The sequence below is a fragment of the Phaeobacter sp. JH204B genome (assembly GCF_048055755.1).
In the GTDB taxonomy this organism is placed as follows: domain Bacteria; phylum Pseudomonadota; class Alphaproteobacteria; order Rhodobacterales; family Rhodobacteraceae; genus Phaeobacter; species Phaeobacter bryozoorum.
The window spans coordinates 166,206-179,115 of sequence record NZ_JAYMXF010000026.1 but is presented as its reverse complement, the minus strand read 5'-3'; the positions used below and the strand labels follow the sequence as shown (position 1 = coordinate 179,115).

Genomic DNA, 12,910 nt, shown 5'->3' with positions numbered 1-12,910 from the left:
ACACAGGTTTCGGTGTCAGGCAGCCAGGTCCAGATCAGGCCGCCTTGTCCAATTCAAAGGCATCATGCAGTGCTTGCACTGCAAGTTCCATGTATTTCCGGTCGATCAGAACCGAAATCTTGATTTCGGAGGTGGTGATCACCTTGATGTTGATGCCCTCGTCCGACAGCACCTTGAACATCTTGGCTGCAACCCCTGATTGTGAGCGCATACCGATGCCAACCACCGAGACCTTGGCAACATCACGGTCAGCCAGCAGTTCGGCGTAGTTCAGCTCGCCCTTCTGCTTTACCGCCTGCAACGCCTGTTCGGCGCGCGCCACCTGATCGGTCGGGCAGGAGAAGGTCATATCGGTGCGACCCTCGGCCGAGATATCCTGAACGATCATATCGACGTTCACACCTGCATCGCTCAGCGCGGTAAAGATATGTGCCGCGATGCCGGGACGGTCGGCGACCGATTGCACGGTCAGCTTGGCTTCGTCACGGGAATAGGCCACACCGGCCACAACATTGGATTCCATGATTTCCTCCTCGTCGCAGACCAGGGTTCCGGCCTCGTCGGACTGTTCCTCAAAACTCGACAACACGCGCAGCTTCACCTTGTAGCGCATCGCCAGTTCAACAGAGCGGGTTTGCAGGACCTTGGCGCCCAGCGAGGCCAGCTCCAGCATTTCTTCAAACGCGATCCTATCCAGTTTGCGCGCCTTATCGCAGATCCGCGGGTCGGTGGTATAGACCCCGTCCACATCGGTATAGATATCGCAGCGCTCCGCCTCAAAGGCCGCGGCAAAGGCAACAGCGGTGGTATCAGACCCGCCCCGGCCCAGCGTGGTGATACGGCCTTCGGGGCTGATCCCCTGAAACCCTGCAACCACGGCGACGCGCATGCCTTCGCCGAACTTCGCATTGATGTTCTCCGGCGGGATCTCTTCGATCCGGGCCTGACTGTGGGCGCTGGTGGTTTTCAGCGGCACCTGCCAGCCCTGCCAGCTGCGCGCGGGGATATCCATCTCCTGCAGCGTCAGCGCCATCAGACCCGCCGTCACATTCTCGCCCGAGGAGACCACAGCATCATATTCGCGCGCATCAAACAGCGGCGAGGTCTCATTGACCCAGCCGACCAGCTCATTGGTCTTGCCCGACATGGCAGAGACGATAACGATCACGTCATAGCCCTTGGCCACCTCAACGCCCACGCGTTTCGCCGCGCGGCGGATGCGGTCCAGATTGGCGACAGATGTACCGCCGAATTTCATCACAAGAACGGGCATTGGGCAAAACTCTCCGTGCGCTTGCGGGTTTCAACTCCCCGCCTCTTATGCGAGCGGCCCCACAAGGGCAAGCCTGCGGATTGTAGCGATACACGCAGAAACGCCGGTGCAACACGCAATTTTGATGCGTCAAAGCGGCGCGTTTCGGTCGATCTGCCTAGTTGCGCCAAAAACGGATGGTCAGAATGGCATAGACCGCCATCAGCTCCAGCCGCCCGATCAGCATCGCCGCACTCAGGATCCACTTGGCGCCATCGTTCAGCGTGGAGAAGTTGCCCGCAGGCCCGATCCGGTCGCCAAGGCCGGGGCCGATATTGGCCACAGCCGTTGCCGCCCCCGACACCGCCGTCACAAAATCAAGCCCGGTCAGCGCCAGCGCCCAGGCCACGATCCCCAGCGTGACCACAAAGAACATGAAAAAGGAGATCACCGAGCTCAGCACCTCGGCGTCCACCGCCCTGCCCTGATAGCGCGGGACAAACACCCCATGCGGCGAATGAATGCGCTGGATCTGCACCCGGATCGAGGCGAACAGCAGCTGATAGCGGAAAATCTTGACCGAACAGGCGGTTGACCCCGCACAGCCGCCAATCAGCCCGATAAAGAAGAACAGCATCACCAGAAAGCTGCCCCACTGCATGTAATCAACGCTGGCGTAGCCGGTGCCGGAGATGATCGAGGTGATATTGAACAGCGCCTCGCGCACCGCCTGCTCGGGGTGGTGAGGAAACACATAGACCAGCACACAGGCCGTCACCACGACAAGGATCAGGATGGTGGCCAGAAAGGTCTGGATCTGGCTGTCACGAAACAGCGGCTTGGAATGGCCGTTGACCATCTGCACATAGCGCACAAAGGGCAGCGCCGCGAGGATCATGAACACCGATGCCGCATATTCAGGCGCGCCGGTAAAGGTGCCGAAAGACGCATCGTAATTGGAGAAACCCCCGGTGGAACATGTGGTCAGCGCATGCACCAGCGCGTCAAAGGGCTGCATCCCCAACAGCATATAGACCACCATGCAGGCCACGGTCAGGCCGACGTAAATCAGCGAAATCTGCTTCGCGATTGCCTGCGCGCGCGGCAGGATTTTCCCCATCGTGTCAAAGGCTTCGGAGCGGAAAATCTGCATGCCGCCAACCCGCAGCTCCGGCAGGAACACCATGGCCACCACGATGATGCCGATGCCGCCCAGCCATTGCAGGATGCCCCGCCACAGCAGCAGTCCGCGCGGCAGACCATCAAGGCCCGAAATCACGGTGGAGCCGGTGGTGGTAAGGCCGGACATCGCCTCGAAGAACGCATCGACAAAGCGCAGTTCAGTGGCGCCCAGCATCAGGGGAATCGCCCCGAACACCGGCAGCGCCACCCAGACCAGCGTCGTCAGCAGAAAGGTCTGCTGGATCGTCAGCCCCTCGCGCACCCCATTGGCACAGGACAGCGCAATCAGCCCGCCGCCGAGGATGGTGATGACGGCACTTTCGAGAAAGACCGGCCATTCCCCCTGCCCGTCGTATAGATCGACAGCCAGCGGGAACACCATGGTTGCCCCAAGGATGGCCACCAGAAGGCCAATGACATATCCAACCGGACGCAGATCCAACATGCGCGCAGCGTTGGCCTCCACCGGGCGGAGTGTCAAGAGACTGCGCGACTGTTGCGACCCGGGGTTAGGGTTTTGTCGACTTCTGTGACACCGTGCCGACTTTCGCCGTCATCGCACTGGCCGACGTGCCGCCCCCCCCGCCCTGACCGGTCATCAGCGCCTGAGTGCTGGTGGTTCCGGCCTGTTTCGCGCCAACCGGCGACAGCTGAGCCCGCGCAGCGGGCTGAGATGCAGGCGAAGATGCCGGGGCCGGATCCTTGGCGGGCATCGCTGCCGGTTTCGACGGCGCGCGGGTGGTTTTGCGGCTTGGTCCGGCGGCGGCGTGCGTATCGGGTGTCACGGCGGCAGCAGCGGCAGGGGCCGCAGGTTTTGCCACATCCGCTTCGCTCGTCGCGACCCTGCGCTTGCTGGAAAAATCGGACGCCCCGGCTGTATCCGCCTTGTCGGTGGGCTGCGGCGTTGGCGCAACCGTCGGCGTGCTGGTCGCCGCCTTGGTCCGTGCCGGGCGGGTTTTCTTGCGGGCAGGCTTGCGCTGCGGGGCGGGCTTTGGTTTTGCGGCCGCAGGTTTCTCCGCAGCGGTTGCGGCAGGCTCGGCACTGCGGCTGGCTGCCTCCGTGCTGCGCGCGGCGGTGGTCTTGACACGGGTCTGGTTCAGCCCCACTGCAATCGCATGGCTGGCAACCGCCATCTGCGCGGCGGGCATTGCCCCCATCAGGGCCACGGCCCCACGCCAGAACCGCATCTGGCGCCCAACAAGCGTACCTGCCAATGCAGCAGGTGTCCGGGGAAGGTCGGTGAAGTCGAGTAGAGGGATCATCAAAATCTCCTGTTTGGCGGGTGGCATCCGCCGCGATATGGCTGCGCCAGACATCAGGGCCAGCGATCAGACGGCCTTGCTGGCGCAGATGAACAAGAGACATTGGTCTGACCATCTTCCGAACCCGGTAAGCTCGGCGCGACAGCCCTGGCACGAGGCCCCCTCCGCCCCTCGGACAGGGGGAACGACGCAGCGCACACCCCCACAGGTTGCAACTCTATCTGATTCCTTTTGCATTGCAGCATAAATAATGCCGCATTGCAGAGGCGCCCGTAAAAAGCGCGAAAAACCGCCGCCTAATCAGGCAGCGGTGTCGGGTCTATGTCGGAAAATGGGGCCACAGGCACGATTGGCGTCCTGCGCGCCCGGATCACCCCTGATGGATCAGGGTTGCGAACATCCGCGGGTCGATGCTGCGCGCCGCAAAGGTCGGCCCCTGCGTCAGCACGCTGATTGCATCATGGCTGTGCAGGCTCTCCTGATGGCTGGCCACCACCCGGAAGTCGCCGATACGGGAATCCGATTGCAGCGCCTCGCAGAACAGCCGCGCGGCATCTTCGACAAAGATCGGATTGGCCGCGTTCAGCTCGGCAAAGGCCTGCTCATCCTCGCGCTTGACCATGACCTGGGTCTCGGTCGGCACCGCGCGGCGGCAATGGTCGATCACATCCTCGAACCACAGAACCGGCGCGCCCGGCTCCTGCACCAGCGAAATCCGCGCCACCGAGCGCTGCGAATGCGGCGTCGCCAGCTGGCCACGGGCACTGCGGGCATGTTCGCTCAGCTCAAGCGAACAGGGACAGGTCGAGGAATAGACGTAATCCAGATGGATGATCTTCGTCCGCTCGCCATCGTGATCCACGATTTCCAGAGCGATATCATAGTATTGATAGCCCGACAGGCCAGAACGCAGGCTTTGCACCTTCACCGGGAAGGAAAACCGCATCTGCAAACGTGCATCAAGGCTTTCGAGATCGGTGAGGTAATCATCAAGCGCCGCTTCCATCACTTCAAAGCTGAAAGTGCGTTCAGCGTGTTTGTAAAACGACCGCATGATCCGGGACATATTGATGCCCTTCTTGTCGGCATCCAGGCTGACGGTGCCGGTCACGCTGGTTTCCAGCGTCAGATCGCCATTGTCGCGGGTGTGAAAGCGAATCGGCAGGCGAAAATTGGAAATTCCGACGTGCTGGATCTGCTCATGGGCGCCGCGGATCAGGCTGGACGGCCCGTTCTGCAGGTCCGGCAGGGTCGCACGATAGCTGCTATCGGCTTCAAACTCCTCAGGGTAGTGGCGCGACAGATCGGGATAATTACCAACGGGTGCATCCGGCAGAAGCCGTGCAACCACAGGGTTTAGTTGAGCAATTTCGGTCTCGGTTGCCGTGCTGGCCCATTTGCGCAACAGCTCGAGTGCATCCTCTGCATCTGCTCGATCAGGCGCCTTAGTCAGATTACGCGAGTGAGAGTTCATGAAACAGAGACCTCCGCTGACGCTGCCCGATCATCAGGCAGCAGGATTAGTTTTAGTCTGTTACGCAGCAGATCGCAAAACAGATCATTCAAAAGCGTCGTGTTTTGCGCATTTACGGCGATTGACGCCAGATCCTCTTGGATCACGCTTGGCATCGGGGGCAGCGGCGACGCGCGCGCCCTGCCCCCTTATCGCCGTCGCTATTCAGCCGCAGCTTCAGCCGATCAGGCCTCCGCCACCGCCAGGGCCTGTGTCAGATCCGCGATCAGATCGGCGGCATCCTCAAGCCCGACCGAAAACCGGACCAGACCGGGCGTAATGCCCAGTTCGGCCTTCAGCTCATCAGACAACCGCTGATGGGTGGTGGTGGCCGGATGGGTGGCGATGGATTTCGCATCGCCCAGATTGTTGGAAATCACCGGGATGGTCAGCGCGTTCAGGAACCTGAATGCAGCCTTCTTGCCGCCCTTGAGGTCCAGCGACAGCACCGTGCCGCCTTTGCCGCCCAGCTGGCGCTGCACCAGTGCGTATTGGGCATGGGTCTCCAGGCCGGGATACATCAGCCGGCTGAGTGCGGAATGACCGCTCAGCGCCTGCGCCAGTTCCAGCGCTGTATCGGCCTGGGCATTGACCCGCAGGGAAATCGTCTCCAGCCCCTTCAGCAGCGTCCAGGCATTGAACGGGCTGAGGCTGCCGCCGGTGTGCTTCATATAGGGTTCAACGGTGCCCCGGATGAACTCGCGCGTGCCAAGGATGACGCCGCCCAGCACCCGTCCCTGCCCGTCGATATGTTTGGTCGCGGAATAGATCACCACATCCGCGCCCTGCGCGATGGCATTGGAAAACACCGGCGTCGAAAACACGTTATCGACCACCACAGTGGCCCCGACCTCATGGGCCAGCTCGGCCACTGCGGCGATATCGATCACCTCAAGTGTCGGGTTGGACATCGACTCGAAAAACACCGCCTTGGTGTCAGGGCGCAGCGCTGCGCGCCACTGTTCAAGGTCGGTGCCATCGACAAAGGTCACCTCAACCCCGAACCGGGTCAGGATCGTCTCGAGAATATAGAGACAGGAGCCAAACAGCGCCTTGGCTGAAACCACATGGTCGCCTGCCTTCAGCATCGAGGTCAGCGCGCCATTGACCGCCGCCATGCCGGATGCGGTGGCAAAGGCGTCCTCGGCCCCTTCCAGCGCGGCAATGCGCTCTTCGAACATCGCCACCGTCGGGTTGCCATAGCGGGCATAGATGAATTCATCGGGGCCGGTCTCGATAAACCGCGCCTCGGCCTGTTCGGCGGTGTCGTAAACAAAACCCTGCGTCAGGTAGATCGCTTCGCTGACCTCATTGTACTGGCTGCGGCGGGTCCCGCCATGCACCAGTTTCGTGCGCTTATTCCAGGTCTCGCTCATCTTCTGTCTCCTTGCGCGCGTTGCGCATTAAAAAACCCCCATTCGGCCAAGCGAAAGGGGGTCCTTCACATCCTGACCTCTTTAGCGGGATTGTTTTACGTGGCCCGCAATCCGGTAACAAATCGCCACGATATATCCGTCCCGGATAAGCCCAAACCGCCGTTTGGTCAAGTCCGCTGCGCGCAGATCGCGACACGCAGCGACACCACCGGGACGGGTCGCTGCGGCCCTGCCCGCGTCACTCGCTCTCGTCCACCTCGGCGTCCGGCATCGCATAGGCCTGAAAGACCCGCGCCTGTGTCATGAAAAAGGCAAACATCGCCAGCGACAGGCCAAAGGTCTTGAAATAAACCCAGGTGTCGGTGCTCTGCGTGCGCCAGATCAGCTCATTCAGGAGCGCCAGCGCGAAGAAGAAGTAACACAGCCGCCGCGTCAGGATCATCCAGCCTGCGTCCTGCAGCGGCATCAGCTCATCCATCGCGACCTTCAGATAGCTTTCCCCCCGGATCAGACCAATCGCCAGCGCACCGCCCAGCAGCACATAAAGGATCGTCGGCTTCATCTTGAAGAACCGCTCATCATTGAACCAGACCGACAGCCCGCCAAACAGGATCACAATCACCAGCGTCCCGACCTGGAGTCTGGAAATATGACCGGTCAGCCGCCACAGTGCCAGGCTCGACAGCACCATCAGCGGAATGAAGGCCGCCGTCACCACGATAAAGCCCTTGTACTCCTGCCCGCCGATCATCAGCAGCTCATCGCGCAGGCGCAGGTAGCCGACAAAGAACAGCACCAGCGGGCCGTATTCCAGCACCAGTTTAAGGGTTCGGTTGATCGGTTTTCCCGCCATTTCTATTCCTGTTCCTAACCTGAATTCACCGGCGGTGATCGCCGAGGCCTGGCCGCTGTGCCAGCCGGATCAGCCGCCCATCTCCACTATCACGGCCCCCAGCGCGATCAAAGCCATCAGGGCAATCCGTCGCGGCCCCACGGTTTCCTTCAACACCAGCCAGCCGATAAGCGCAGCAAAGACCGTGGAGGTTTCGCGCAGCACCGCCGCCTCTCCCACCTTGTCCAGCCGCGTGGCCAGCATGACCGCCCCAAAGGAGCCAAAGGCGATAAGCCCGCCCAGCAGCCCCTTGGCCATGAGAGGGCCGGGGTCCGGGCGCGGCACCATCGCCCGCCAGCGCAGATAGGCATAGGGCGGCATCGCCAGCCCGTCGATGAAGAAGAACCACGCAAGAAAGGTGAACGGATCCGCCGTCGCGCGAATGCCATAGGCGTCATAGGTGGTGTAGAGCGCCACAAAGACGCCGGTCGCCACCGCCAGCGCCAGGGCGCTGCCCAGGGTTTCGCGATTGTCGGTCAGATTGCGGTAATTGTAGAGCGCCAGCCCAAAAATCCCCGCCAGCAGCACCAGAACCCCCAGCCACTGCACCGCTGTAAAGCCTTCGTCAAACAGCATTGACGCGCCCAGCACGGTGAACAGCGGCCCGGTGCCGCGCACCACCGGATAGACCACCGTGTAGCTGCCCTTGCTATAGGCCAGCCCCTGCAGGATCTTGTAGAGCACATGGATCAGCCAGACGCCCGCAAAGATCGGCCACATATGCGGCTCGGGCCAGGGCACCACGAACAGCGCCAGCGGCAGGGCCATCAGCCCATAGGAGAAATCAATTGCACCGCGCGACAGCCAGGGGTCATATCGCCCCTTTTGCAGCGCTCCGAACACCGCGTGCAGGATCGCCGCCATCAGCGCCAGCGCAAGCGCCGCATGATGTCCCGCCTCGGTCCCCTCCAGAGAGATCAGCCAGTCGCTCAACCGCAGTACCTTTGCTCCAGAACAGATCGCCGGGGGTTTTCCACCCCCGGACCCCCGAGGATATTTTCAGCCAGAAGATGCGGCCGGCGCGCGCGGCTCAGGAGGTTTCCAGCCCGGTCAGGGCGGCCGCAAATTCTTCGGGATCAAACGGGGCAAGGTCGTCGATCTGCTCGCCCACACCGATGGCATGGATCGGCAGGCCGAATTTATCCGCCAGCGCCACCAGCACACCCCCCTTGGCGGTGCCGTCCAGCTTGGTCATCACCAGCCCCGACACATCGGCCAGTTTCTGGAAGGTTTCCACCTGATTGAGCGCATTCTGCCCGGTGGTGGCATCCAGAACCAGCAGGGTGTTATGCGGCGCGGTCTCGTCCTTCTTGCGGATCACCCGGACAATCTTTGCCAGTTCTTCCATCAGATCGGCGCGGTTCTGCAGGCGGCCAGCTGTGTCGATCATCAACAGATCCGCCCCCTCTTCCTGCGCCCGTGTCATCGCATCAAAGGCAAGGCTGGCAGGATCCGATCCCTCGGGCGCGGTCAGGACCGGCACACCTGCACGGTCGCCCCAGACCTGCAACTGCTCCACTGCCGCGGCGCGGAAAGTGTCGCCTGCGGCGATCACCACCTTCTTGCCCGCGGCCTTGAACTGGCTGGCCAGCTTGCCGATTGTGGTGGTCTTGCCGGAGCCATTGACGCCCACCACCAGCACCACCTGCGGGCGTTTCTGGTAGATTGGCATCGGGCGGGCGACCGGTTCCATGATGCGGGCCACCTCTGCGGCCAGCAGCTCCTTGATCTCACGCGTCGAAAGCCGCTTGCCAAACCGGCCCTCGGCCATATTGGCCGTGACACGCAGCGCGGTATCGACCCCCATGTCGGCGGCAACCAGAAGATCCTCCAGCTGCTCCAGCATGTCGTCATCCAGCGCGCGGCGCGGCTCATCCGCCTTACCGCGCCCTATCAGACGCCCCAAAAGCCCAGGCGTTGCCGAAACCGGGTCCGGGGTCGGCGCGGGCATCGGCTTCATCGCCGGTTTCGCCATCGGCTCTGCTGTGCGGGCGGGCTGTGCGGGTGTCTCTGCGGGGATCTCGGACGGCGCCTCAGACGGCACCTCCACTGGCGGCGCCTCTGGTGCCTCAACAGGCTGTTCAGACGGCACCTCGACAGGCGGTGCGGATGGCGGCACCTCGGGCGTCTTCTCCGGTGCGGGCTGTTGTACGGCTGCGCCCTCTTCGACGATGGCATCAAGCCCTTCCTCAAGCTTGTTCGACGACTTGAACAGCCGGTCCTTCAGTTTTGAGAAAAACGCCATGTCGGTCTCCGCATATTGGGTCTGTGCGAGTTGTCACGCGGACACCTAATGCGGTTTTGCGGCAAGTGCAAAGCACCTCGGTGCGCCGACCGCCACAAAACCGATGCAAGAACCGGCCTAAGCCGCTACAGAAACGCCAGCAGAAACCCCGCCTGCGCCCCCCAGTAGAGCGGCCAGACCGCATAGGGCGTGAACCGCCGCGCCGGGTGATCCTCGGTCAGCACAAAGGTTTCAAAGGCCAGAACGATATCGGACGCCATGAAGGCGAGCGCCGCAGGCAGTACCAGCGCCAGCCCTTGCAGACTGCCCCCCAGCGGCAGGGTCAGGGCTGCCAGCCCCATACTGATGATGATCGGTACATAGGCCAGCACCGGAGCTTTCAAGGCACCGGCACGCGGCGCCAGCAATCGCGCCATGGCGATGCCCGCCAGCGCCAGCACCACAACGCCGATCAGCTGCGGCATCTGCAATAGCCGCGCGGCCTCGCTGCTGTCCTGACCGAGGAACAGAAACACATAGACCAGATGCCCCGCTGCAAAGGCCCCGACCCCGGCCATGAAAGCGCCTTCGCCATCCCGCGACAGGCAGAAATCGCCAATAGCACAAAGCCCAAGCGCGAGGGTCAGCAGCACTGGCCCACCGCCAAGCCAGGCGGCAATCGCCAGCAGCAGCACCGCCAGGGTCTTGGTCGCGCTGCGCAGCACGCTGGTCGGCCGCGCCGTCAGCCCCAGATACACAAGCGCAAATAGCGCCGCCGCGCCGATCAACGCATCCCCCATAGGGCTGTTTCCCAATTCCGGCATTCCACTCTCTCCCCTCGCTCTGGCCAATGACCTCAGCCGCACCGATCTGCACCGATCTGCACCGGGCAACCACCTGAGGCTGCGGCTTTTTTCTACACCGATGTTGCCCAGCACACCGGCCCCGGTCAAAGGTGACGCCGCGCAACCCTGCGCCCGCGCCGCCGTGCCCGAGGCATCGCGCGATTCTGCCTGTCATCGCCCCCGCTGCGGAAACCATGGTCAGGGCGATACGGCTCTGGCACAGTCGATCCATGCGAATGCTCTGTCTGATTCTCTCGGCGATCCTGTTGAGCAGCGCCCTGCAGGGCCGTCCGGCCGCCGCCGGTGCGCCTCTGACAGCGGATCAGTTCGACCGCTACACCCAGGGCCGCACCCTGTTCTACGGTTTTGATGGCGTGCCCTATGGGGTTGAGCGCTATCTGCCCAACCGCCGGGTGATATGGTCGTTTCTGGATGGCCGCTGCCAAAACGGCGAATGGTATCCGCAGGCCGATCAGATCTGTTTTGTCTATGACGAGATCGGCACGCCGCAATGCTGGCAGTTTTCATTTGGCGACAACGGGTTAATTGCCCAGTTCGAAGGCGACCCGGAGGCAACCGAGCTTTACGAGGCGGAGGAGCTGGGCCAGGAGATGCTCTGCCTCGGCCCGGACGTCGGCGTCTGAGCGCGCGCCAGAGGCCGGCTCAGAACAGGGAGCCTTGATCCCCCGGGTCTGATGTGTCGCTCTTCTGGCTGGTGGATTTGGACCGGTCGTCCGACGATGGCGCAACGGAGACCGCATCGGATTTGACGGCAGGGGCTGCTTCGCCGCCTGCGGTCGTTGTTGCGGTCGTTGTCACGGTTGGGGTCACCTCGATCTCGGCGTCGGCAAATTCGATATGAAGCCGCGCCTGCGATGCCGCCTCTGCGGCGCGGGTGATCACCGTCTCGCCGCTGCGCACCACCGCATAGCCGCGCCGCAGCGTGGCCTTGTAACTCAGAATATCCAGCTGACGCCCGGTTGCCTCCAGCCGTTGGCGCTGCCGGTCCAACCGCTGTGCCTGCACGGTATCGAGCCGCTGGGCCAGCTGGCCGAGGCGGTCCTGCTGACGCGCAAGATCCTGCCGGATCGGGCGCAGGCTCAACCTTGAAGAGAGGTTGCGCAGCCGGTCGCCACGGGTGCTGACCAATTGGCGCAGGGTGCTGGGACGCAGCGCAGCTGCCGCCTCGCTCAGCCGCAGGCGGCGACGCTCAACCCCCCGGATCAGCGCATCGGGCAATTTGTCCCCCCACAGATCCAGCCGCTGACGCGGGGTTTCCAGCAATGTGTCGGGTTTGGGCAGCGCGCGGGCCAGATCATTGAGCCGCTGGCGCCGCTGCTGCACCGCCAGACCAGCAGACCGCACCAGCCGCGCGCCCTGATTTTCGGTCCAGCCCATCAGCTCCAGCCGCACCGGCACCGCCAGCTCTGCCGCCGCCGTCGGTGTCGGCGCCCGGCGGTCGGACACAAAATCAATCAGCGTGGTATCCGTCTCATGCCCCACGGCAGAGATCAGCGGAATCTGCGAGGCTGCGGCGGCGCGGGCGACGATTTCTTCGTTGAACCCCCAGAGATCCTCGATCGAGCCACCACCCCGGGCCACGATGATCAGATCGGGCCGCGGCAGCGCGCCGCCCGGTGTCAGCCGGTTGAAGCCGTCGATGGCGCGGGCCACCTCCGGTGCGCAGGCCTTGCCCTGCACGGCGACCGGCCAGACCAGCACCTTGCGCGGAAAGCGGTCACGCAGCCGGTGCAGGATATCGCGGATCACCGCACCCGATGGCGACGTAACCACGCCGATGATCTGCGGCAGATAGGGCAGCGGTTTCTTGCGTTCCGGCGCAAACAGCCCCTCGGCCTCCAGCTGCATCTTGCGCTTTTCCAAGAGCGCCATCAGCGCCCCCTGCCCGGCAACCGCCACCTCGTCGACGTTCATGTTGTACTTGGACTGCCCGCCAAAGGCCGTCAGCCGACCGGTGACCACGACCTCCAGCCCCTCCTCCGGCACCACCGAAAGGCTGGAAATCTGCCCCTTCCAGGTGGTGCAGGCCAGCACCGAGCGGTCGTCCTTGATGTCATAGTAAAGATGCCCGGACCGCGCCTTGAATACCCGGCCCACCTCGCCGCGCACCCGGATCCGCCCGAAAGTGCCCTCCAGCGTGCGTTTCACCTCGCCGGAGATTTCCGAAACGGTGAATTCGGGGGCATTCTGCCCGGGCCGGTCAGCCGGGGTGGGATCGTCAAACAGGTCGGACATCGGCGGGCTGCTCTCCTGCGTCACAGGTGGTTCTTGTTTTGAAGTCGCGCGCAGCATAGAACCCGCCGCAAGCAAGGCAAGCCCCGGCAACCGCCGACGGCGCCATTG

At 63.0% G+C, this 12,910-nt stretch carries 11 protein-coding genes and 1 riboswitch; of the genes, 1 reads left to right on the top strand and 10 read right to left on the bottom strand.

What is annotated here, in order from left to right:
- Positions 1-34: 34 nt before the first annotated feature.
- The 9 genes from VXL81_RS14915 to VXL81_RS14875 all read right to left on the bottom strand — a co-directional run bounded on the left by VXL81_RS14915 (position 35) and on the right by VXL81_RS14875 (position 10,525).
- Complete coding sequence (locus VXL81_RS14915; protein WP_340546110.1) at positions 35-1,273, bottom strand: aspartate kinase; 1,239 nt, start codon at positions 1,271-1,273, stop codon at positions 35-37.
- A 157-nt stretch (positions 1,274-1,430) separates the two neighbouring features.
- Entirely contained in the window at positions 1,431-2,879 is a 1,449-nt protein-coding gene (locus VXL81_RS14910; RefSeq protein ID WP_340546111.1) for a TrkH family potassium uptake protein, read from the bottom strand.
- A 64-nt stretch (positions 2,880-2,943) separates the two neighbouring features.
- Entirely contained in the window at positions 2,944-3,696 is a 753-nt protein-coding gene (locus tag VXL81_RS14905; RefSeq protein WP_416554894.1) for a hypothetical protein, read from the bottom strand.
- A gap of 370 nt (positions 3,697-4,066) precedes the next feature.
- Positions 4,067-5,170, bottom strand: coding sequence for a GTP cyclohydrolase FolE2 (gene folE2, locus VXL81_RS14900; RefSeq protein ID WP_416535065.1), 1,104 nt, complete (start codon positions 5,168-5,170; stop codon positions 4,067-4,069).
- 224 nt (positions 5,171-5,394) lie between these two features.
- Positions 5,395-6,585, bottom strand: coding sequence for an O-succinylhomoserine sulfhydrylase (gene metZ, locus VXL81_RS14895; protein ID WP_340546114.1), 1,191 nt, complete (start codon positions 6,583-6,585; stop codon positions 5,395-5,397).
- Positions 6,586-6,645: 60 nt separating this feature from the next.
- Positions 6,646-6,724, bottom strand: a riboswitch (SAM riboswitch).
- A 99-nt stretch (positions 6,725-6,823) separates the two neighbouring features.
- Positions 6,824-7,438: an inner membrane-spanning protein YciB gene (locus VXL81_RS14890; RefSeq protein WP_416535063.1), complete on the bottom strand. Its 615-nt coding sequence runs from the start codon at positions 7,436-7,438 to the stop codon at positions 6,824-6,826.
- A 69-nt stretch (positions 7,439-7,507) separates the two neighbouring features.
- On the bottom strand, positions 7,508-8,410 hold the full coding sequence (locus tag VXL81_RS14885; RefSeq protein WP_340546116.1) for an EamA family transporter: 903 nt from the start codon (positions 8,408-8,410) through the stop codon (positions 7,508-7,510).
- A 97-nt stretch (positions 8,411-8,507) separates the two neighbouring features.
- Positions 8,508-9,722: a signal recognition particle-docking protein FtsY gene (gene ftsY / locus VXL81_RS14880; protein ID WP_416554892.1), complete on the bottom strand. Its 1,215-nt coding sequence runs from the start codon at positions 9,720-9,722 to the stop codon at positions 8,508-8,510.
- Between the two features lie 125 nt (positions 9,723-9,847).
- The gene (locus tag VXL81_RS14875) at positions 9,848-10,525 is read right to left on the bottom strand and encodes a lysoplasmalogenase (RefSeq protein ID WP_416541245.1); all 678 of its coding nucleotides are present in this window, start codon (positions 10,523-10,525) and stop codon (positions 9,848-9,850) included.
- Positions 10,526-10,776: 251 nt separating this feature from the next.
- Here VXL81_RS14875 and VXL81_RS14870 point away from each other — a divergent pair, with 251 nt between their 5' ends.
- Positions 10,777-11,190, top strand: coding sequence for a hypothetical protein (locus tag VXL81_RS14870; protein WP_340546119.1), 414 nt, complete (start codon positions 10,777-10,779; stop codon positions 11,188-11,190).
- Between the two features lie 19 nt (positions 11,191-11,209).
- Here the strand turns inward: VXL81_RS14870 and xseA are convergent, their stop codons facing one another.
- Positions 11,210-12,802, bottom strand: a complete 1,593-nt coding sequence (gene xseA, locus VXL81_RS14865; RefSeq protein WP_416554890.1) for an exodeoxyribonuclease VII large subunit — start codon at positions 12,800-12,802, stop codon at positions 11,210-11,212.
- Between the last annotated feature and the right edge of the window lie 108 nt (positions 12,803-12,910).